We start from the raw sequence: 21650 nt of genomic DNA on the forward strand, positions 1-21650 counted from the left end.
TCTTAGGATTTGGTGGTATTGCAGGAACTGCTGCTGGTATTGCAAAAGTTTTATTTATAGTTTTTCTTGTCTTGGCTATATTTTCATTTTTAAAATCAAGGAATTAATAATTTTGATTGTATGAAAAGATATATACTTAAGTTACTAAATTAGTTTAAAGTTGCTTTCTATCTTGTAATATTCGCATCAATAGTTACCGCTGTATTTACGTTTATGTGATTATTATCACATGCTTAAAAGAGCGGTAATTAGGAGATAGTTGTTACTTTTAAGCTATTTTTTTCATCTATTGAAAACATCTAAATTGACTCAAGCGCGTCAATTTAAATTTAATATAATTTATTATTTATCGAGAAACTTATGAAAAAAATCTTGCTTGTTGATGATCATCAAATTGTCAGGCAAGGTTTAAGAAACCTGATTGAATTAGAAAAAGATCTACAAGTAGCGGATGAAGCATCAACGGGTATTGAGGCTTTGAATCTTATCCGAAAAAACGAGTACGACATTGTCATACTCGATGTAACAATGCCACAAAAGAATGGCATAGATACACTGCATGATCTTAAGCATATTGCCCCAAATTTGCCTGTGCTGATTTTAAGCGGATACGCCGAAGAGCAATACGCACTGAATTTGATGCGTAGTGGTTGTAAAGGTTATTTGTCTAAAGATGCAGATTCAGATGAAATTATTAAAGCAATAAGAAGTATCGCTAACGGTAGAAAATATATTTCTGCTGAACTGGCCGAACTTTTAACCAATGAGTTGAGTAATCCATCTGACAAACAACTTCACGAGACGCTTTCTGAAAGAGAGTTTCAGGTATTTTTTAAACTAGCTGGCGGTTTGAGCCCCATAGAAATTGCTAATGAATTAAATATTAGCATTAAGACTGTGAGCACTTATCGCACGCGTATATTAGAAAAAATGTCATTAAAAACAAATGCAGATATGACTTATTACGCCATCAAATATGGCTTAATTATTTAATTTTTATTAACCAATGCTGATTATAGAAGAGCTAAACTTAATTGGGGTATGGAGTGAAATTATTACTTGTTGAAAATTCTCCTTTGCTCAGAGATGCCATAAAGGACATGCTTTCTGGATATGAAAACATTTCAATAGAGAATGTTGCTAGCACCAAAAATGAAGCAATTACGTTTCTTGATGAAATGCAATATGATTTAATTATTGCTGACATAGAATTGAATGAAGGTAACGGATTTGATGTGGTTAAGCATACTATGCAGGACTTTTATGCCTTTAAACCGCCAACCGTGGTGATGCTAACTAACCATGGCAATAGCTATTATAAAAAATTAGCCCAGAAGTTGAATATTAAGTACTTTTATGACAAATCATTAGATTTTGAAAGTGCCATTCAATCAATAGTGCATGAATCCTTGAATTAACATATTCACACTTAAGTAATCTAACAGTTGAATTCAATGCAACATTAAATCCAATATATTGGAGTTAATGCTCTGAATGGTTTTCTGTAAACCGTCACATATTTCGCCCTCAATCTCGGTAGCTTTTTTCTAGACTCCACTCAACTTTTGTGTGTGTAAACGTACAGATTATGACAAGTCTTATGTCTTATCATTCATAAGCAGTTAGCCTTTACAAAAAAATTAATCGCTATTTGTTAATTAATTTACATGGTAAGCGTTTAGGTATTCCATCACTTTATCTTCATTTCTAAGTTAACTTTGGCTTTAGATTATCTTGATGCAATGAAAAGAATTATTCACAGAAAAAGTTCACTTCCAAATTGAATGCCAATTTTATGTAACCACTTCCAAATTTTATACAAAACACTTGAGTTAAGCATAATCTCCTAATAGAAAGGTAAAAATGAGAGTAGTAAAAGAAGGATTACCTTACCCACGCGGAGTATATTTTGATGGTAAGGGAACGAATTTTGCATTGTTTTCAGATTATGCGACTTCAGTCACCGTCTGTCTTTTTAGTAAAAATGGAGACTTTGAAGAAGAACGTATCCCTCTAAGAGAATGTACTAATGGTGTTTGGCATGGATATTTGGATGATGTGAAGCCTGGACAACTGTATGGCTATCGCGTCGATGGACCTTGGAGTCCATTAGAAGGTCTAAGATTTAACTTTAATAAGCTGTTGTTAGATCCTTATGCTAGAAAGCTTTCAGGCTCAATCAAATGGGATGAGTCGCTTTATGGCTATACCATTAACGACGTACCAGATTCCGATCTAATCTTAGATGGTCGAGATAGTGCGGCTTTTATGCCTAAAGCTATCGTCATTGATCCAGCAGTTCTAGTGAAAGCAAAACTGCCAAATATCAAATGGCCAAAAACAGTCATTTACGAAGCCCATGTTAAAGGGCTTACCATGCAGCACCCTTTAATTCCAAATGACATCCGCGGCACGTTCGCCGCGCTAAACGCGCCTGCTTTAATTAATCATTTACAGAAAATTGGTGTAACCGCAATAGAGCTTTTACCTATTCACGCGTTTAGCCAAGAGCATTATTTACTGGATAAGAATCTATCGAATTATTGGGGGTACAACACACTGTCATTTTTTGCGCCAGAGCCAGCTTACATGGCCTCCGGCGAGTTAGAGGAGATTTCCCAAACTGTTGATACCTTACATAAAGCGGGTATCGAGGTGATATTGGATGTGGTTTATAACCACACTTGTGAAGGCAATCATTTAGGTCCCACTTTATCTTGGAAAGGTATTGATAATCTTAGCTATTATAAACAAGCGCCTGAAAATCCTCGCTATTACGACAATTTAACAGGTTGTGGAAATGCCTTAGACACAACTCATCCTAAAGTGCTTCAAATGGTCATGGATAGTCTGCGTTTGTGGGCTACGGTTTATGGCATTGACGGCTTTAGATTTGACCTTGCATCAACATTAGGCCGCAAAGAAGATGGATTTGATTCAAACCATGCTTTATTCCATGCAATGCTACAAGACCCCGTGTTAAGTCAACGCAAGTTAATTGCAGAGCCATGGGACGTGGGTCCAGGTGGCTATCAGTTAGGATATTTTCTCCCTGGGTTTTCAGAGTGGAATGGCGATTATAGAGACGTAACCAGAGAATTTTGGCAAGGGAAAGAAGGCATACTCTCTAGTTTTGCTAGTAGGTTTGCTGCCTCAAGCGATTTATTTAACGAGCGCCATCGCCGACCTTGGTCAAGCGTTAACTTTATAACCTCTCATGACGGTTTTACATTACATGATTTAGTCACTTACAACGAAAAACATAATGAAACTAATCTTAATGATAATGAAGATGGGAGTGATAATAATTGTAGCTGGAATTGTGGCGCTGAAGGCGAGACTGATTCAGCAAAGATAAATGCATTAAGGGCACAACAAAAAAGAAATTTTCTTGCTACCTTATTTCTTTCTCAGGGCATCCCTATGTTGTTAGCTGGCGATGAATTAAATAATACTCAATTTGGAAATAATAACGCTTACTGTCAGGACAATGAAACAGGCTGGGTGAAGTGGGATAAGGCTGATGAGAATTTGATCAATTTTGTAGGAAGCTTAGTAAGCATCCGCAAAAAATATAATGCAATCTCTAGAGCTGAGTTTTTAACGGGTAAATTAAATGAACACGGAAACTCTGATGTTGCATGGCTAAATGTGAATGGTTCAGCCATGACCAACGAGCAATGGAGAGATCCGAATAGTAAATCAATGATGGTTAAATTTAGTTCTTTTCATAAAAATGAAGCTTCAATATTAGTATTCTTGAATGCCTCTCATGTAAATGTTGAAGCAGTCATGCCTTGCACTGACTTATTTAAGTGGAAGTTTCTTATCACTACCGTACTAAACAAGGAAACAGTACAAATCAAGGACGTGGAAAATTCTAAAAATCATTTGGTGTTGGCGCCGCACTCAATGTATGTTTATGAAGGTGAAGTAATCCAGCAATCCTCATAATTCAATTTACAATTAGAAGGTATACATTTTAGTGCGCTTCAAAATCAATTGAGTGTCATGGCATTACCATAAACTGACTTTATGGTACGTAAATTGCTTATAATAAAATACGATAAACTTTTTTACGGACGTCATGTCATGTCCTCATTGCAAACCTCCAGTAAAATTGCGCTGATTACTGTTTACGAAATCGGCAAGATTCTAAGCTCCTCACTTAACCTCAATAAAACCTTGAGACAGGTGTTGAATGTGATTGCCAACCATTTAAATATGCAACGTGGAATGGTTTGCGTTCTACAAAATGCAGTAGATCTTGGTATCATTGCCTCCATCGGTTTCACCGAAGAAGAAACAACTCGAGGTCGATTCGCCATTGGCGAAGGAGTGACAGGGAGGATTTTTCAAACTGGATTTCCCGCAGTTATTCCAAATGTAGCGCATGAGCCCCTATTTCTGAATCGCACTGGTGCGAAAAGACTAATAAAAGATCAAGCAATTTCATTTTTAGGCGTGCCAATAAAGGTAGGTAGGGAAACCATTGGGGTGCTTTCGTTTGAGCGCAATGCCGCTGATCATTGGCATGGTTTTGAAGATGATTTACAGCTACTGTCTATGGTGGCAAGTTTAATTGGTCAAACTATCTCATTAAATCAGCAGGTTACCAACGACAGGGAACAACTTTTACAAGAAAAATCAAGATTACAAAAAGAATTAGGTGGCAAATACAGTCTTGATAATGTCGTAGGTCAATCCAAGCGGATGCAAGAGGTATTTGCTGATGTGCATATGGCCGCACCAGGTAAAAGCACAATTTTATTACGTGGTGAGTCTGGCACGGGTAAAGAAGTTATTGCAAGGTCTATACACTTTCTATCCTCACGCAAGAACAAGCCTTTCATTAAGGTTAACTGCGCAGCGCTCACCGAGAGTCTATTAGAATCGGAGTTATTTGGACACGAAAAAGGCGCATTTACTGGTGCGACTCAAGACCGTATAGGACGGTTCGAACAGGCACATGGTGGCACCTTATTTTTGGATGAAATTGGCGACGTATCCCCTGCTTTCCAAGTTAAGTTATTACGTGTTCTACAAGAGCGAGAATTTGAACGTGTGGGCGGAAATAGCACAATTAAAGTAGATGTACGATTAATTTGCGCAACCAATCGCAATTTAGAAGAGGCTGTGAATAAGGGGGATTTTCGCTCTGATTTGTACTTTCGCATCAATGTGATATCAATACATTTACCGCCCTTACGTGAACGTAAAGATGATATTCCGCTATTGGTTGAAAAAATCATTGCTCGATTTAATCGTGACAATAATGCAAGAGTAGGCATTACGCCAGAAGCCATGCATGTGCTAAGTAATTGTCACTGGCCTGGCAATGTACGTGAGTTAGAAAACTGTGTTGAACGCTTTGCTACTATGTCCCGTACTAACCTTATTCGTGAGGTTGATATCCCTTGTCAAACCAATCAATGCTTGTCTTCCACATTGTGGAAATACCAACCTACTGGGGGCGTTATTTCCATTGCTCCAGTCGCAGCGGCACCATCCCATCTATCAAAGATACCAGAACCAGAATATTCGAATATTGATGATGAGCCACTTTCACAAACCGAGCGTGAACAACTAATCAATGCGATGGAAAAAAGTGGTTGGGTGCAGGCTAAAGCGGCTCGCTTACTCAATTTAACTCCCCGTCAAATGGGTTATGCATTAAGAAAATACAATATTGAAGTTAAACGGTTTTAGGCAGCAAATCAGCCTGTAGAAACACGTTCCAAGAAAAGTAAAATCAGTTCCCCCGCCCCTGTACCCTTCACGACAAATCTGGCTGTTTTGTCGTAATCACGACAAGCTGTCTAGCGCAGCAAACACCCCTGTAATCGCCTGTTTTATATGATAAATAAATAAATCCTGCATGTGGCACGCGTTTTGCAGTGCTCTAGTCAAACTGACTATAAAGGATCTCATCATGGCATCTGCATCAGAAAACATAACGCAAAGCACATCACCTAGTTTAAGCCGTCTTAAACCTTTGATAGGTATTAAGGTTGAGGTGACAGGACAACCAGAATCTTCTGGCTGCGAAACCACGGGTGGCGAAGGTAAAGCCAGCTGCGGTACTTCTGATGGACCTGAAGATATGTCTCCAGAAGTTTGGGAGAAAGTGAAAAACCATCCCTGTTATTCTGAAGAAGCTCATCACCACTATGCTCGTATGCATGTGGCTGTGGCGCCTGCTTGTAATATCCAATGTAATTACTGCAATCGTAAATATGATTGCTCAAACGAATCTCGCCCAGGTGTTGTGTCGCAAAAACTAACACCAGAACAGGCTGTGAAAAAAGTCATCGCCGTTGCCAGTGAAATTCCTCAAATGACTGTATTAGGCATTGCTGGCCCTGGCGACGCGCTTGCTAGTCCACAAAAAACTTTTGAAACATTTCGCATGTTGCAAGAGCAAGCACCAGACATCAAGTTATGCCTTTCTACCAATGGTTTGATGCTGCCTGAATATGTTGATGAAATTTGCAAATACAACATCGACCACGTGACGATTACGATCAACATGATTGATGCTGAAGTGGGTGAAAAAATCTACCCATGGATTTTCTATAACCATAAACGCTACTACGGTCGTGAAGCAGCACAAATCCTCACTGACCGTCAGATGCAAGGTTTAGAAATGCTCACCGCGCGCGGCGTGCTGACTAAAGTCAATTCAGTATTAATTCCTGGCGTTAACGATAAGCATTTGTATGAAGTGAATCGTGCGGTGAAATCACGTGGTGCATTCTTGCATAACATCATGCCGCTTATTTCAGAAGCTGAACATGGCACTGTATATGGCTTAACAGGTCAACGCGGTCCTTCTGCTCAAGAATTAAAAGACGTTCAAGATGCTTGTATGGGTGGCGCTAATTTAATGCGTCATTGCCGCCAATGCCGTGCTGATGCGGTTGGTTTATTAGGTGAAGACAGAAGTGATGAGTTCACCTTAGACCAAATTGAACAAATGGATGTGGTTTACGACTTAGAAAAACGTCGTGCATATCAAGAAGGCGTTGAAGCTGAGCGTCAAGCACAACAAAGCGCTAAGCATGATGCATTGGCAACGGTTACAGCAGATGCTGATGACAGCATGAAAGTGATGGTTGCAGTTGCCACCACTGGCGGCGGCAAGGTTAACGAACACTTTGGACATGCAACAGAGTTCCAAATTTACGAAATTACTTCATCTTCAACCACATTTGTTGGACATCGTCGTGTTGACTTGTATTGCCAAGGTGGCTTTGGTGAAGATGAACAACTGCCTTCTATCGTCAATGCAATCAATGATTGTCACGCCGTATTAGTTGCAAAAATTGGCGCTTGCCCACGTGATGAGCTTTTGGCGGCAGGTATTGAGCCAGTGGATGCCTATGCCCATGAGTTTATTGAAAAAGCAGCATTAACTTGGTTTGCAGATTACCGTGCACGTGTTGCAAAAGGTGAAATTACCCACGTGGCACGCGGCGATGCAGCCATTCGACAAGGTGCATTCATGGCGGCATAAGCGTTAATTAGCCGCTTAAATCTTAAGTATTAAATATTAAAAAGAGGAGAAATAAAATGGCATACAAAATCGTTGGTTCACAGTGTACTGGTTGTTCAGCGTGCGAGCCTGAATGTCCGAATGTCGCTATTTTCGAAAAAAATGGTGTGTTTTACATTAAACCTGAAAAGTGTACCGAATGTCTCGGCCACTTTGACGAGGCTCAATGTGTAGCCGCCTGCCCTGTAGATAACACCTGCATTATCGACACCGCATATCCACGTTATCAAGCAGCTTAAGGAATAAAAATGGCACTTTCAATTACACCCAAAGCTGAAAAATTTATCGGTCGTATGATTCGCTTTAATGGCGGTACGCCTGAGCATGGATTTAGATTAGTCGTCAGCCCAGGCGGATGTTCTGGCTTAAGTTCTGAGTTCACTGTTGAAGCTGGACCGCTAGATGGCGATGCAGTTGTTGAAGCGAGCGGACTAAGATTATTTTTACCTGCTGAATCACGTATTTTGCTAGAAGGCGCAACCATTGATTTTAAAGACACGCCAATGGAATCTGGTCTAACTTTCATTACAGTACAAGGCGGCAGTTGTGGTTGCAGTAGCAGTGGTGATAGCCATGGTGACCATTCACATGCTGGTCCTGCCACGGTGAGCATTGAAAGCATTCAGCGTAAACATTGATCTAATATTGATTAAATATTGATGCAATCGAACCTATATGGAAAATGAAGCGCTTGACAATGCATGGTTTGCAAACCGCTACAGTAATTTATCTCCCGTAGCTGAAATGCAATTACGGCTTGCAAGCCACGCTTATGCAGATAGTACAAAAGCAGAAATGCATTTGGCACTAGCCAAAGCGATTGCGCCTGATAACCCGGTTGTCCATATTGGTGAATATCGTTATTACTTCTACAAGGGTCGTTTAGAAGAGGCGCTAAGGGTGGCGGAGGTATGTTTAATTATTGTTGCAAAAGAATTAGGTTTACCACAACAGTGGCAACAAGTCATGCCAACGCATGCTAATTTTAGTAGCGATGAAGCAGCCAACCGCTTTTATCTATTCTGCCTGAAAGCCTACGCTTATCTTTTGCTTCGTATGGAGAGAATTGAGCAAGGTTGGGCGGCGACAGAGAAGTTACTGCAACTAGATAAGCATAACCAAGTCGGTGGGCAAGTACTTTTGGACGTCTTATTACGTAGGGATATAGACGATTATGACGATTGACAAGGCGCTACCTACTAACGAAATTCCCAGTGTCGACTGGCAAGGCAATGCAATTAATTGCGAAACTTGCGCGCATACCGACAGATTAGCATTAGGCACATGTGCCCCACTACGCTCTTGCGTGCATGACCGTTACGCCAAGCGCATAGATCGATTTTTTGGCACGAACCCAGGCTTGGCAAGCGTTTATATAGCCCATCCTTATTTTGAAGTGCGTGCGGTAGCGGCTAAATATTTAGATTTGTTCCAACTCAATCGCCTGATTAACGACCCTGACGAAACAGTGCGTGCCAGCGTGGCTTTACGTTTACCGCCTAAGCTATTAATCAAAATGATTCTTGATGAAGACCGTGAAGTTCGCATACGCGTAGCGTTGCGCATGGAAATTACATCATTAAGCACAATGCTCAATGATCCAGATTATTACGTGAGAGTTGTCATCGCACGTCGCATCGCCCCAAGCATGTTGTTTCATTTAGCACGAGATGTAGACACCTCAGTACGGCAAGAAGTAGCTCAAAGAATTGGTACGGAATGGCTCACCATGCTGGCAAATGATGCTGAAGAGAGCGTAAGGCTTGTTGCTATACGCAGATTACCAGCAGCGCTACTACCGCCCTTTCGTTTCGACTCAGATTGGCGTGTGCGCTTAGAAACTGCGGAGCGAGTACCTCTTGAATACCTAGCAGTTTTAACCAAGGATGAAGATGAAATAGTGGCTGCAACAGCAAGTAACCGAATTAACCCTGATATGCAAAGTGAGAATAAGCATGGGCACTAAAATTAGCCGTGAAAGCGATATTGTTGAATTGGTGAATCCACCTAAATTCGATTATGGTCAAAAAGTCTTTTCGAAAAAATATGTGCGTAACGATGGCACTTTTCCGGGTCGTGAAGTGGGTGACATTTTAGTCAGCAAAGGCGATGTAGGTTATGTCACCAGTATTGGTACTTTCTTACAACAGTTTTATATCTACGGTGTCGATTTCTACCAGCTAGGTTACAGAGTAGGTATGCGCGGTAAAGAGTTAGAAGTCTTTGTGGAAGAAGATGAAGACGACGAGATTGAAACAGATGGCGAAACAGGAAATGAAACAGACGCTGAAACAATAATAGAAAGTGAGCAAGCACATGGCTGAAGCACAAATTGCAAAATTCCAATGGGGCCAAACCATTAGTAGTCAAGTTGACCTACTCAATGACGGGAGCTTTCCCGATGTTGAAATGGAAGCTGTGCTCGTTGAAAAAGGTATGCGTGGTGAAGTGGTGAATGTTGGTTCTGTAGAAGAAACAGGCATACCCGTTTATCTCGTTGAGTTTACAAACGGTAAAGTAGTTGGTGTGCTTGAAGATGAGATTTCACTTGCTTAGGTGAATCAAATGATTGCCGCTCACATCCAAACTGAGATTTGCCCGCATCCGAATGAGGTTGATCGTAAACGAATTGAAAAAACCTTGGCTGAGCGTGAGCGTTATAAATATGTGGCGCCTAAGGTATCGCCAGATATTGAGGGATATCTTGTTCGAAGCCCTTGTTGTTCAAGAAGTGTGGATCCCGAAGGTGGTGAAATAGATATTGCGCGCATTGAGTATCAATCAGGTGATTTTTGGCGGCTATATCAAAAAGACGATGAACATAATCGTTGGAAACCCCATTCAGAATACCTAAGCCTCGCTGCCCTACTAGCAAGATTGATTGCAGACCCTAAAAAGGAGTTTTGGCGTTGACTAGCTATTATTTCGATAATAACGCCACAACACGGGTTTTGCCTGAAGTGTTGGAAGCCATGTTGCCTTGGTTTACTGAGCACTACGGCAACCCTTCAAGTAGTCATCAGTTTGGGCAATTTGCGAAAGAGGCTTTAATGACAGCGCGGGCGGCAGTGGCTAAGTTTCTGCATGCAAGCCCTGTTGAGATTGTCTTTACCAGTGGCGCAACAGAATCAAACCACATGGCGATAATAAGCGCACTCGCTTTGCATCCTAACCGAAGCCGTATTGTAACGAGCGCTGTAGAGCACGCTTCAACATTAAGATTACTAGATGAACTATCAAGAACGGGCATAGAAGTCATTCAAGTGCCAGTCAACGCAAAAGGCGAATTGAACTTAATAAGACTAAAAGAAGCGGTGAATGAAAATACCGCCTTAGTCACTTTAATGCATGCTAATAACGAAACTGGCGTGATATTCCCCATTGCTGAAGTTGCGAGCATCGCTCATGAAAAAGGCGCTTTATTTCACACTGATGCAGCGCAAACAGCGGGGAAAATTGCTTTAGATGTCGCACAAATTGCCTGCGACTTTCTTTCGTTCTCAGGTCATAAGCTACACGCACCTATGGGCGTTGGCGTGTTGTATGTGAAAAAAGGCTTAACCGCTAAACCTTTACTTTATGGGCATCAAGAACGAAACCGCCGTGGAGGTACAGAAAATATTACGGGCATTATTGGCCTAGGCGTTGCTTGCCAACTTGCTCAGCAAACCATGAGTAATGCCAATTCTACAATTGCCGCTTTACGAAATGAGCTTGAACAAACTGTGCTTAAAACACTGCCTTTTGTTAGCGCTAATGGCAGTGAACCACGCGTGCCGAATACAACAAATTTATGTTTTACAGGGCTGCATGGCGAAGAGTTACTCCATAAGCTTAACAAAGCTGGCGTGATGGCATCACTAGGTAGTGCATGCACTGCTGGCGGCACCGATCCTTCACATGTATTGCTGGCGATGGGACTCAGTCGTGAAGATGCTTTCAGTTCATTACGGTTATCCCTGTCAAAAGAAACCACAGATAGTGAAGTGAAAATGCTCACTCAAATTATTACCCAGGTTGTAACGGAAATGCGCTCGCCAGTGAATGTGTAAAAAGTCACTGAATAAAGAAATCGTCGTTTAACACTATGTCATTTAACACTATAGAAAAGGCTTAACAATGAAAATTATGATTAGACGTAACGAGGTGGGTGTGTTGTCTGCATATGTTCCAAAAAAAGATTTAGAAGAAAACATTGTCTCGCATGAAATGCCAGATTTATTTGGCGGCACTATTACCTTAGCAAATGGCTGGCAGCTGGCTTTACCAGAAATGCCAGAAGGCACTCGCCTACCCATTACCATTGAAGCAAAACGTTTAAGTGAAGATTAGGAGCTAGCCATGTGCATCTCGACTGAAACCATGAATGAAATTGAATCGTCTCTGCTCGATTTCCATCAACTTTCAAACAACCCCCTACCCATGCTCAAAGACTGTTTTCCTAAAACATCTTTTTTACGTATGTCTGCTGCAGATATTGACGAGGCACCGTTTCGCTCACTAGATAATTACAATTTATATTTGTTGGATGGACGTGAACATTGTGTGCAATTAACGAGTGACTTAAGTACAGCAACGGCAATCGTAGTTGCGCATAAATGAGTTATTGATGACCACCGAAAACACCAATACTGAGGATGCAGGAACGGAAACTTGGATTTCGCTTGCTGACCCTGACTACTCGGCAAGAGAGTTAGCCGCCATCGAAACTGTGCTCAATCGCGCATCACAAATAGACGGACATATCACCAAGGCATTTGAAACGTCTTTTGCCGCCTATGTCGGACGCCGCCATGCAATTGCCGTGAGTAGCGGCACCATTGGTGTTTTATTAGCGCTAAAGGCCGCTGGTATTGGCGAAGGTGATGAAGTGATTACCTCAGGCTATAGTTGGCGACAATGCGCTCAAGCAATAGCATGGGCAGGTGCAAAACCAGTTTTGGCTGAAATTGATTATTGGTCACAAACACTTTCTCCTGATAAAGCCGCAGAAAAAATAACGCCTAAAACCCGCGCAATTTTAGCGACCAACGTTAATGGTCACCCTGCTGACTGGGATAAGTTACAAGCCTTAGCTAATCAATCTTCAATCTTGTTAATCGAAGATTCAACTGAAGCAATAGGCTCTAGCTACCAAGGCAAAATAGTCGGTACTTTTGGCGATGTATCAATTTTCGATTTCTCGCAGCTTTCACCATTGTGCTGCGGACAAGCTGGCATGATTGTGACTGACGACGATACCTTAGCACTTAAATTGCGTCACTATAGAAGTCGCCAAAAGCAAGACCGCAGTTCGCTAACTGCCACGCTACGCCCAACATTAGACGCAGGTATTTCAGATATTACTGCTGCGCTTGGGTTAGCTCAATTACAGCGTTTATCGGAAACATTAGCTAAACGTAAGCAGGTTGAAGCTTGGTATCAGGCGCAGATTTCCAGCTTTGAGGGCATTAAACCGCCCTACATAGCGCCAGGTGTGGATGAGGTGCATTGGTTTTTATATACCGTCCATTTAGGTACTCGTTTTAGTGCAAGCAGCCGCGATGCGCTTGTCGATGATTTGGAAACCGAGTTAGTTGAATCATCAGCCTATTGCCAACCGCTACATTTACAACGTGCTTATATCGAGCTCTACGGCTACCGCAAAGGTGATTTTAAAGTCAGCGAAAAGGTTGCAGATCGATCCCTTGCTTTGCCTTTTCATGGGCAAATTACTGAAAACCAAGTGGCCTTTATTGTCAAAACAGCCAAAGATGCCTCTATCAACGTAGGTGCAGGTGCTGCTATTTATTAGTCAGTTATTTTAAGTTAAGGAAACACATCATGATCACCCCAAAATTACAAGAAATAGCATCGGCTATCGCCAGTGGTAGCGCCATACCGTACATTGGTCCAAATGTGCTTTCTTTAGAGCCGGCAACTTGCCATGTTCCCGCAACGCCAGAAGATTTAGTAAAACTGCTGACGACTAAGGTAAGCGTTCCACATAAGATTCGCAACAATTTAACCGCTGCGGCTCAATTTATTGAAAACTTTAAACACCGTAAATCGGTAGTCAGCTTAATGACAGAAGCTTTCTCCCCTAGCCTAACGCCAAATATTTTGCATCAATTTTTAGCGGGCTTAAGTAAGCGCCCATTATTAATTGTTGATACTTGGTATGACGACGCGATGGGTAAAGCGCTGTCAGACATTGCAAGTTGGGGGCAAATTCAAGGCGTTTCGCAGTCTGAGCATTATGGTACTTGGGTAAACTATTTTGATGCGCAAGGCAATGAATCCTCAGAGTTAGAGGCTGATGCATGGTCAATCGTATTGTATAAACCATTAGGCTCCATTTCACCTGCCAAAAACTTCATTATTTCTGATTCAGATTTTGTGGAAGTGTTGACGGAGATTGATATTCAAACGCCAATTCCGCCGCGCGTCAAAGAGCTGCGCGTGGGTGCTAACTTCTTATTTATAGGTTGCCGATTTAATAATCAGCTTGCACGCACTTATGCTAGACAAGTAATGAAGCGATCGACCGACAAGCACTGGGCAGTCATTGAAGGTCCGCTTACTCGCATGGAAAAAAAATTCATTGAAGAACAAAATATCACACAAATTAATATGCCATTAGCGGAGTTTGTGGAATGGTTAATCTCAAATAAATCACAACAGGCTTTAGCCGCCTAACTGGTTAAACCAAGTTATTTGTTAGACCCAGTTTATTTATTAAACCAGGTTCATTTAAGGAATGATGATGCCACTATATGATTTTTATTGCGCCGAGTGCGACAAAGTATTTGAGTTGCTAGTAAAAGCCTCTAGCACGCCTGTTTGCCCAGATTGTAGCGGGGAAATTTCAAAACAAGTGTCGTGTCCAGTAGCGCCAGGCCAAAGTGCTGGCATTATTGCCAGCGCCCGCCAACGTGCTGCGCGTGAAGGACATTTTAGTAATTACAAACCTTCAGAGCGTGCAAAACTTAAATAGTTAAAGTAAATAAAACGCTTGAAAAGTGCTTGCCCTATTCATATTAGGGCAAGTGATCTAGAGGCTTTGAATTGTTAGCCCATAGATAATAATAGGCTATTGGTGCTTTTCTCATGTGCATTGCGAAGACACTGCATACTACAAGCCGCGCAACGACCACACTCCATTGTTACTCCAAGTTTCGCACGCAAATCCTTAAGGGTTTTTACGCCATTTTGGGCCGCCTGATGAATATCGCTCTCGGTCACTGCTTGACAAATACAAACATACATACAGAAGAATGCTCCATCTCATAAACAATTATTTGTTGATAATGATTCTCATTTATATACATAATATTGTCAAGCTATATTTTAGTAACGTACCAATTAAGAGAGATATACTTAAGATTAATCCCTAAAATTTAACCATAAAGATCAATCTCTTAATAAAGGTTTAATCTTTAATGTGAGTTTGTAAATAGTTTGGCAGTGTCACATCCTGAATAAGAATTTGCTGCGTTTCTATCCAATCTATCGCTTCTTCGCAGTGCTCTAACAAGTCTTCTAATAAATCACGTGTTACATAGTCTTGAAGAGTCTCACACAGAGCGATAGCATCAACTAACATGGGACGGTGAATTTCTTGCTCATATTTCAAATCACCTGCCAAGCATTCAACGACATTTTCACCAATCAACAGTTTTCCAAGATTTTGCAGATTTGGTAAACCTTCTAAGAAAAGTACGCGCTCAATCACACAATCGGCCTCTTTCATCACGCGGATTGATTGTTTATATTGGTAATCATTGAGTTTTTCTAATCCCCAATTGCGAAACATACGCGCATGCAAAAAATATTGATTGATGGCTGTTAATTCATTGGTCAACACTTTATTTAACATGCTAATAATTCTTTTATCACCTTGCATAATATGTCTCCTAGACGCCAGATTTCATTTGACTTTGTTGGTAATTGGCAAGCCCGACCAATTCGATTAATTTCAATTGTTGCTCTAGCCAGTATGCATGATCCATTTCAGTATCTTCCAACTGAATTTTTAACATATCACGTGTTACATAGTCTTGCGCAAGCTCGCATTCCGCCATTGCTTGTTTTAATGCACCAACTACATGGTACTCAACTGCTAAATCTGCTTCCAGCATATCGGGTACCGTGTTGCCAACATTAATCGGCAAACGGTTCACCATGTTGGGTATTCCTTCTAAGAATAGAATACGTTGAATGATTGCGCGTGCATGTTGGCGCTCATGATCGGACTCATGCAAAGACTTTTCTGCCAATCCCGCTAAACCAAGTTGTGCATACATCTCGCCGTGAATCAAATACTGATCTACAGCTGCAAGTTCACCAGCAAGTAAACTGTTAAGTATGTCTATTATATTTTTTGCGCCTTGCATATAAATCTCCTTAGATTAAATGGCTATCTGGACAACTGATACGTTATGGTAATTTTAACTTAAAGCAATGGGGTATTCAGAGCATAAGTTCAAAATACAGTAAAAGCATGTTTTTGCAACTGATAACTCATTAATCATTTAAACTTTAAACTTTAAATTTAAAATATTTTTTGCCTATTCCCTACATCGCTTTTTGTAGACAACGCTTATTGCAGACAAGCCTTTTGTGCAGGCTGCTTTTTGCATACCTCTAGATTATCTGCTGTTAGTTTACTCAATCCAAGCCAACTATTAACTAAATCAATCTCGAATCCAACTTCAAAGCGGCCATCTGCCTCAATAAGTGGTCGACGTATCAATATTGGTTCTGCAAGCATCATCTCTAGTGCTCTGTCGGCATGAATCTGCTCTGGGATAACTTCACCAGACTTAACTTTTGGTGCAGCACGATTGAACCATTCAGAAACAGGCCTAGCACCAAAAAATGTGAGTAATCTTTCTGCCGTCCAAGCCTCTGTAAGCAGATTTTTAGCCCACACCGTATGTCCTGCAGCAGCCAACATGAGCTTTTGCTTAGTGTTGTTTGCACAGCCAGGTTTTTCATAAAAAACTACGACAGTCACTTTAAAACTCCTTTCATTAACGCACTCACTTGAAATTCAATTTCGCTTCTTACGCTGTCATCTAGCTTATTCAGCCAACGTTGCGGAATCGCCGAGACTCCATATAAAGCCCCTGCTAGCATACCCACAATAGCGCCCGTAGTGTCTGCATCCTCGCCACAATTCACTGTGGCGACCACGCAGTCTTCAAAATTAGCGCTATTAAAGAAATGATGCATGACTGTTTGCATAGTATCTACAATGTAACCACTAGCACGTCCTGCATAAGGAGCGTAGCGAAATTGCGGGTGCTCAACAATCAACTTATTTGCTAGCGTTAGGCAGGCATTTACACCCTGCCCAGCTAATAGTAGATGCACCATACGACCCAAGGTTAAGGTGGCTGCGTCTGATAAAGGGTGATAGTGAGTAAGATGTGCTTGCTCTATGGCAGCACACTCAAAAGCAGCGTCATCGCCATAGGTTGCTAAGGCAATGGGCAGAATACGCATAGCCGCGCCATTGCCACCATCTGCTTCATTTTCCAATCCATGTAATGTGCCATCCAACATAAATCGTCTAATTCCCCTACGACAGGTATTACCCACATCAATTGGGTAGTGCTTTAACCATTCGGCTAGTTGATTTGCCGCTAGTTGGGCATTCCAACCGCCGGTTTCTATCCATGCGCGGCCAAGATATAGAGACATCTCCGTATCATCAGTTATTTGACCTGGCTTTAATTTCAGCCAACCTCCACCTGTCATTTCTTGGTGACCACCCCGATGTGCTATTTCTCGTTTTGTCAGAAACTCAATGGGCGCGCCTAGAGCATCCCCCACGGCAAGACCTAAATATGCGCCTAGCGCACGGCTTTTTATATCTGCTGATAATGGTTGTTTAACAATGGTCGAGTTTTTAGGCATAGCTTACTTTCGCCCAATACTCACCGCCTAAGGCCAATACTTCACCTTCGCCGCTCAGCACAGGTTTTTCTAGTAAATCAGGAAAAAATAACAACTTAACAACAGGTACTTTGACTTCAAGAATCCAATCACCAAATTCGTCTGCGCGCTCACGCGACAGCGTAAATGAAACAAGGTTGTTCAATCTAACCAAACTATGACCTTTTTCCATTTTGGTTTTAGTCATAGTTGGTTCATCATAGCTATTCACGCCACGCCACAATGTCACCCAATCCCGCGCTGGGTAACCATAGCGTTGAATCACAAATTGGCAGTATTCGTACAACAAATCTAACTGCATATGAATGCTATTGCTATGAAAGCGACTTGAGTATTTTTCTTCTAAATATCGCACCCACGCTTCAGAGGGAAACTGGTGTAATGGCGCTCTGTGAAAAGTGGGGGTCAGTCCAAATCTGCTTTCAACCCAGCCTTTTAGCACCGCGCCTTGCGGGCTGTTTGAATCAAATCCCCAGCCTTCCATTAACTTAAGATAACTAGGGCGGAAACGTCGAATTTCAGCATGTTCAATCGCATAGTTGCTGGGTTTTAATTCAAAGACAATGTCTAAATAGCGCCTGAATTTTTCAGCACAATCTTTGCGGCTTACGGCCTCCTCAAGTAGCCTGAATAAGCCTCGGTGAGTTTCTCTCGCCCCGGCTATTCGTAAAGCTTGTGGATGATCATTAAATTCACTAGAAGCAAGTAACCACGCGGGAATTCCAACTAGATTCGTTGAATACCAATCTCGCGGGTTACTATATTTCTCATCTTCAGACATTAGGTTTACTTAAAACCAAAGGTCTAAACTTACCACTATGCCGCTACTTAAACTGGACGATTTTCATTTGGGTTACGTACTGGGCCCATTAATTTCAAGCCTTCCTCATAAGTAATCACAGGATAGTTTGCAGTAAACTTAAGCGCTTTATCCGCAATGACATCTAGTTTAGTGGCAGTGTCTAACTTTTTAAGGTCGCCCTTTTCCAAACGTAGAAGTTCTAGAAGTTCGTTATAAACGGTAGCTTCATCTAGTGGATAAATATAGAACGTAGCGCCACCCAAACTGACCTGATATTTTTTTAACAAATCGATATTGTTGCAGAATACAAAATACTTACCATCTGCTTGTAAAGTATCGCCCAAAGCTTCCGCTAACATGTCTAGATAACCAAAAGATAATAAGTACCCAGCAAAAAATGGAATGCCTTTTTCACCTTCAGTAGCAATTGCTAATACTTGATCGGCAGTGACCTCTGGCGGTCTGGCTTCATCTGCCATTTGCTCTGCAAATTTTAGGGCAATTTCACCACGAAAACCAAAACGTCCTTTAGTGGGTGTAGCTGCCTTTAATACTGGGTTTTGCAGGCGTTTTTCGGTTTCTAATCTAGCAAAAGCGGTTTGTTCTAACGTGGTCATACTTATTTACTCCCATGATTAATTGTTACGTATAAAATTTGCGGTTTTTGAAAATGATTGCTCTAACTGTTGGCGGAATGCTGCATCACTAACGACATCTGCCATGGCATGTCGCATACATGACATCCAAGCATTAGCCTCAGCTTCACCAATGGGAAAATGCATATGCCTTTTGCGCAGGCTTGGGTGCCCATGAACGGCGGAATAAACCTTAGGCCCGCCTAGCCATTCAATTAAAAACTGGACTAAAAGCTGTTTAGTATGGCTAAGGTCAGCTGCATGCATGGTTCTAATGCCGGCGGCTTCTGGCAAGGTATTCATGTAGTCGTAAAACTTATCGACTAATTTAATAATCCCAGCCTCCCCACCAATCTTTTCATAGTGAGGATTACTCATTACCTGAGTCACAGGCTTGAGTGTTGCGTAAGGATTAGCGTTATCGGCATTCATTTAAGTAGCAATACTTAAGACATCTTGACGGTATGGCCGCCAAAACCATTACGCATCATTGAGAGCAGTTTGTAACTGTAACCAGTGGCATCTTGGCTTCTAAAGCGTGCTTGTAATGCTAAGGTAAGCACTGGCGCAGCGACACCTTGTTCTACTGATTCCATCACAGTCCAGCGACCTTCTCCAGAGTCTGCGACGTACGGAGCAATTGCCTTGAGTTCTTGGTCATCTTTTAATGCATCTGCGGTCAGGTCGAGCAACCAACTGCGCACCACTGAGCCATGACGCCATAATTCAGTAATTTCCGCCAAGTTTAGATTGAACTCTTCCTTACCTTTAATAAGGTCTAAGCCTTCCGCCATCGCCTGCATCATGCCGTATTCAATGCCGTTATGAATCATTTTGGTAAAGTGACCTGAACCCACTGGCCCAACATGTGCCCAGCCTTTATCTTCTGCTGGCGCTAAAGCCTTTAATATAGGGGTGACTGCCGCTGCAACTTCTTTAGTTGCTCCTACCATTAGGCAGTAGCCATTTTCTAAGCCCCAAACACCGCCTGAGGTACCAGAATCCATGAAGCCTATGCCTAGTTCAGCTAACATTGCACCGCGGCGTTGACTATCTTTATAGTTAGAGTTTCCACCATCAATAATGATGTCGCCTTTACTCAACATAGGAATCAAGTTTTTGATTTGGTTTTCTGTAATGTCACCCGCTGGCAACATCATCCAAACAATTTTCTGATCAGATAATTTAGATACAGCATCTGCCACAGTACTTGCCGCAATTAAGCCTTCTTCTTTAGCTAACTTATTGACGGTGTCAGTGTTAAAGTCAAAACCGATTACTTCTATTTTATGGCGTAGCAAACGCGTTGCCATATTGCCGCCCATTTTTCCCAAACCGATTATTGCTAATTTCATTTCATCGCTCCTATTGTTTATATCAGCTGAGTCGCTGTATTTGTTGTAAACACATAAGCTCTAATAAGCAAAGGTAATGCCAACAGCCCTTTAATGTCTCTTAAATTTAATTAAATGCAATAAAAACAATAGCTTGATACCAAATTTAAGTTGGTTTTTATGATTTAAAACATAAGGTTTGCATTGAATCGATTTTGTTCAATACAACACCAATACATGTGCATTTGTAGGGTTTACGACAGAAACTAAAATCACCCAAAATTCCGCTATGAGTAGTTAAATATCCTTATATTTCAATAGGTTAATTTTAAATAAAGACGTTGGCACGTACTTTGCTGTGTCTACTTTGCATGACCGACCAACCATCCGACGGCAGATAAGAAGAGTGATTAGCGATTCGGAATCGGAAGCCCGGCAGCAAAACGGTCTTAACGAACTTTAATTTTTTTAAGGAGTATTAATATGGCTGCATTACGTCAAATTGCCTTCTACGGCAAAGGTGGTATCGGTAAATCTACGACATCACAAAACACATTGGCCGCTCTGGCTGAAATGGGTCAAAAGATCCTAATCGTCGGCTGCGATCCTAAAGCTGACTCAACACGTTTGATCTTGCATGCGAAAGCACAAGATACCGTACTTTCACTTGCTGCTGAAGCTGGTAGCGTGGAGGACTTAGAGCTTGAAGATGTGATGAAAGTGGGTTACCGCGACATCCGTTGCGTTGAATCTGGTGGTCCAGAACCTGGTGTTGGTTGCGCTGGCCGCGGTGTGATTACTTCTATCAACTTCCTAGAAGAAAACGGTGCTTACGATGGTGCTGATTATGTTTCTTACGATGTTTTAGGTGACGTGGTTTGCGGTGGTTTCGCAATGCCAATTCGCGAAAACAAAGCGCAGGAAATTTACATCGTAATGTCTGGTGAAATGATGGCGATGTACGCTGCAAACAACATTTCTAAAGGTGTTCTTAAATATGCAAACTCAGGCGGCGTGCGTTTAGGCGGCTTGGTATGTAACGAACGCCAAACAGATAAAGAGCTTGAATTAGCTGAAGCTTTAGCAGGCATGTTAGGTACTAAATTGATTCACTTTGTACCGCGCGACAACATTGTTCAACACGCTGAATTGCGTCGTATGACTGTGCTTGAGTACGCACCAGAATCTAAACAAGCTGAAGAATATCGTCAGTTAGCTCAAAAGATTCATGCGAACGCAGGTAACGGTACGATTCCAACACCAATCACTATGGATCAATTAGAAGATTTGTTGATGGACTTCGGCATCATGAAGAAAGAAGACGAAACAGTCATTGGTAAGGCTGCTGCAGTCGCTTAAGTTGTAAATCTGGCGGGAGCTTA

Annotated in this window: 29 protein-coding genes; 20 read left to right on the forward strand and 9 right to left on the reverse strand. The window is 41.6% G+C overall.

Annotated elements, in window-relative coordinates; genetic code table 11:
• The 19 genes from PSV17_RS13230 to PSV17_RS13320 form a co-directional block, all read left to right on the forward strand.
• A partial coding sequence (locus tag PSV17_RS13230) for a DUF1328 domain-containing protein (protein ID WP_300483709.1) occupies window positions 1–107 on the forward strand: 107 nt, incomplete at its 5' end.
• A gap of 253 nt (window positions 108–360) precedes the next feature.
• Window positions 361–993 (forward strand): response regulator transcription factor, encoded by a 633-nt coding sequence (locus tag PSV17_RS13235; RefSeq protein WP_300483447.1) that lies wholly within the window; start codon window positions 361–363, stop codon window positions 991–993.
• Window positions 994–1046: 53 nt separating this feature from the next.
• Window positions 1047–1418, forward strand: a complete 372-nt coding sequence (locus PSV17_RS13240) for a response regulator (RefSeq protein ID WP_300483449.1) — start codon at window positions 1047–1049, stop codon at window positions 1416–1418.
• 445 nt (window positions 1419–1863) lie between these two features.
• Window positions 1864–3954 carry a glycogen debranching protein GlgX gene (gene glgX / locus PSV17_RS13245; RefSeq protein WP_300483452.1) on the forward strand — a complete coding sequence of 697 codons (2091 nt, stop codon included), beginning with the start codon at window positions 1864–1866 and terminating at the stop codon, window positions 3952–3954.
• A 138-nt stretch (window positions 3955–4092) separates the two neighbouring features.
• On the forward strand, window positions 4093–5709 hold the full coding sequence (gene nifA / locus PSV17_RS13250) for a nif-specific transcriptional activator NifA (RefSeq protein ID WP_300483455.1): 1617 nt from the start codon (window positions 4093–4095) through the stop codon (window positions 5707–5709).
• Between the two features lie 223 nt (window positions 5710–5932).
• Complete coding sequence (nifB, locus tag PSV17_RS13255) at window positions 5933–7516, forward strand: nitrogenase cofactor biosynthesis protein NifB (protein WP_300483458.1); 1584 nt, start codon at window positions 5933–5935, stop codon at window positions 7514–7516.
• Between the two features lie 56 nt (window positions 7517–7572).
• Window positions 7573–7794: a 4Fe-4S binding protein gene (locus tag PSV17_RS13260; protein ID WP_300483461.1), complete on the forward strand. Its 222-nt coding sequence runs from the start codon at window positions 7573–7575 to the stop codon at window positions 7792–7794.
• A 9-nt stretch (window positions 7795–7803) separates the two neighbouring features.
• On the forward strand, window positions 7804–8193 hold the full coding sequence (locus PSV17_RS13265) for an iron-sulfur cluster biosynthesis family protein (protein ID WP_300483464.1): 390 nt from the start codon (window positions 7804–7806) through the stop codon (window positions 8191–8193).
• 37 nt (window positions 8194–8230) lie between these two features.
• Window positions 8231–8740, forward strand: coding sequence for a hypothetical protein (locus tag PSV17_RS13270; protein WP_300483466.1), 510 nt, complete (start codon window positions 8231–8233; stop codon window positions 8738–8740).
• Window positions 8730–9521, forward strand: a complete 792-nt coding sequence (locus tag PSV17_RS13275) for a 4Fe4S-binding leucine-rich repeat protein (RefSeq protein WP_300483468.1) — start codon at window positions 8730–8732, stop codon at window positions 9519–9521. The genes PSV17_RS13270 and PSV17_RS13275 overlap by 11 nt, the downstream gene beginning before the upstream one ends.
• A complete protein-coding gene (locus tag PSV17_RS13280) occupies window positions 9511–9879 on the forward strand; it encodes a nitrogen fixation protein NifZ (RefSeq protein ID WP_300483470.1) in 369 nt (122 codons plus the stop codon). Before PSV17_RS13275 ends, PSV17_RS13280 begins: the two co-directional genes overlap by 11 nt.
• On the forward strand, window positions 9872–10111 hold the full coding sequence (locus PSV17_RS13285) for a nitrogen fixation protein NifZ (RefSeq protein ID WP_300483473.1): 240 nt from the start codon (window positions 9872–9874) through the stop codon (window positions 10109–10111). The genes PSV17_RS13280 and PSV17_RS13285 overlap by 8 nt, the downstream gene beginning before the upstream one ends.
• Before the next feature lie 9 nt (window positions 10112–10120).
• Window positions 10121–10468: a DUF3024 domain-containing protein gene (locus PSV17_RS13290; RefSeq protein ID WP_300483474.1), complete on the forward strand. Its 348-nt coding sequence runs from the start codon at window positions 10121–10123 to the stop codon at window positions 10466–10468.
• Window positions 10465–11607 (forward strand): aminotransferase class V-fold PLP-dependent enzyme, encoded by a 1143-nt coding sequence (locus PSV17_RS13295; RefSeq protein WP_300483476.1) that lies wholly within the window; start codon window positions 10465–10467, stop codon window positions 11605–11607. Before PSV17_RS13290 ends, PSV17_RS13295 begins: the two co-directional genes overlap by 4 nt.
• 67 nt (window positions 11608–11674) lie before the next feature.
• The gene (gene nifT / locus PSV17_RS13300; RefSeq protein WP_300483478.1) at window positions 11675–11887 is read left to right on the forward strand and encodes a putative nitrogen fixation protein NifT; all 213 of its coding nucleotides are present in this window, start codon (window positions 11675–11677) and stop codon (window positions 11885–11887) included.
• A gap of 9 nt (window positions 11888–11896) precedes the next feature.
• Window positions 11897–12157 carry a hypothetical protein gene (locus PSV17_RS13305; RefSeq protein ID WP_300483480.1) on the forward strand — a complete coding sequence of 87 codons (261 nt, stop codon included), beginning with the start codon at window positions 11897–11899 and terminating at the stop codon, window positions 12155–12157.
• Between the two features lie 7 nt (window positions 12158–12164).
• Window positions 12165–13349: a DegT/DnrJ/EryC1/StrS family aminotransferase gene (locus tag PSV17_RS13310; RefSeq protein ID WP_300483482.1), complete on the forward strand. Its 1185-nt coding sequence runs from the start codon at window positions 12165–12167 to the stop codon at window positions 13347–13349.
• A 29-nt stretch (window positions 13350–13378) separates the two neighbouring features.
• Window positions 13379–14233: an SIR2 family protein gene (locus PSV17_RS13315; RefSeq protein ID WP_300483485.1), complete on the forward strand. Its 855-nt coding sequence runs from the start codon at window positions 13379–13381 to the stop codon at window positions 14231–14233.
• Between the two features lie 67 nt (window positions 14234–14300).
• Window positions 14301–14531, forward strand: coding sequence for a zinc ribbon domain-containing protein (locus PSV17_RS13320; RefSeq protein ID WP_300483487.1), 231 nt, complete (start codon window positions 14301–14303; stop codon window positions 14529–14531).
• A 74-nt stretch (window positions 14532–14605) separates the two neighbouring features.
• On the opposite strand, the gene PSV17_RS13325 is transcribed toward PSV17_RS13320, so the two are convergent.
• The 9 genes from PSV17_RS13325 to gnd all read right to left on the reverse strand — a co-directional run bounded on the left by PSV17_RS13325 (window position 14606) and on the right by gnd (window position 20289).
• Window positions 14606–14803: a (2Fe-2S)-binding protein gene (locus tag PSV17_RS13325; RefSeq protein ID WP_300483489.1), complete on the reverse strand. Its 198-nt coding sequence runs from the start codon at window positions 14801–14803 to the stop codon at window positions 14606–14608.
• A 163-nt stretch (window positions 14804–14966) separates the two neighbouring features.
• Window positions 14967–15440: a bacterioferritin gene (gene bfr / locus PSV17_RS13330; protein WP_300483490.1), complete on the reverse strand. Its 474-nt coding sequence runs from the start codon at window positions 15438–15440 to the stop codon at window positions 14967–14969.
• Between the two features lie 10 nt (window positions 15441–15450).
• Window positions 15451–15930, reverse strand: a complete 480-nt coding sequence (gene bfr / locus PSV17_RS13335; RefSeq protein ID WP_300483492.1) for a bacterioferritin — start codon at window positions 15928–15930, stop codon at window positions 15451–15453.
• Window positions 15931–16136: 206 nt separating this feature from the next.
• Window positions 16137–16553: an ArsC/Spx/MgsR family protein gene (locus tag PSV17_RS13340; protein ID WP_300483495.1), complete on the reverse strand. Its 417-nt coding sequence runs from the start codon at window positions 16551–16553 to the stop codon at window positions 16137–16139.
• Window positions 16550–17458 carry an ADP-ribosyl-[dinitrogen reductase] hydrolase gene (draG, locus tag PSV17_RS13345; RefSeq protein WP_300483498.1) on the reverse strand — a complete coding sequence of 303 codons (909 nt, stop codon included), beginning with the start codon at window positions 17456–17458 and terminating at the stop codon, window positions 16550–16552. The genes PSV17_RS13340 and draG overlap by 4 nt, the downstream gene beginning before the upstream one ends.
• Window positions 17451–18278 (reverse strand): NAD(+)--dinitrogen-reductase ADP-D-ribosyltransferase, encoded by an 828-nt coding sequence (locus PSV17_RS13350; protein WP_300483500.1) that lies wholly within the window; start codon window positions 18276–18278, stop codon window positions 17451–17453. Before PSV17_RS13350 ends, draG begins: the two co-directional genes overlap by 8 nt.
• Window positions 18279–18325: 47 nt before the next feature.
• Window positions 18326–18916: a hypothetical protein gene (locus PSV17_RS13355; RefSeq protein WP_300483502.1), complete on the reverse strand. Its 591-nt coding sequence runs from the start codon at window positions 18914–18916 to the stop codon at window positions 18326–18328.
• Window positions 18917–18934: 18 nt separating this feature from the next.
• Complete coding sequence (locus tag PSV17_RS13360; RefSeq protein ID WP_300483504.1) at window positions 18935–19366, reverse strand: group II truncated hemoglobin; 432 nt, start codon at window positions 19364–19366, stop codon at window positions 18935–18937.
• A gap of 14 nt (window positions 19367–19380) precedes the next feature.
• Window positions 19381–20289, reverse strand: a complete 909-nt coding sequence (gene gnd, locus PSV17_RS13365) for a phosphogluconate dehydrogenase (NAD(+)-dependent, decarboxylating) (protein ID WP_300483507.1) — start codon at window positions 20287–20289, stop codon at window positions 19381–19383.
• A gap of 462 nt (window positions 20290–20751) precedes the next feature.
• On the opposite strand from gnd, the gene nifH reads away from it, so the two are divergent.
• Window positions 20752–21627 carry a nitrogenase iron protein gene (gene nifH / locus PSV17_RS13370; RefSeq protein ID WP_300483510.1) on the forward strand — a complete coding sequence of 292 codons (876 nt, stop codon included), beginning with the start codon at window positions 20752–20754 and terminating at the stop codon, window positions 21625–21627.
• The last annotated feature ends 23 nt before the right edge of the window (window positions 21628–21650 follow it).

This window comes from Methylotenera sp. (assembly GCF_029946165.1).
GTDB lineage: Bacteria > Pseudomonadota > Gammaproteobacteria > Burkholderiales > Methylophilaceae > Methylotenera.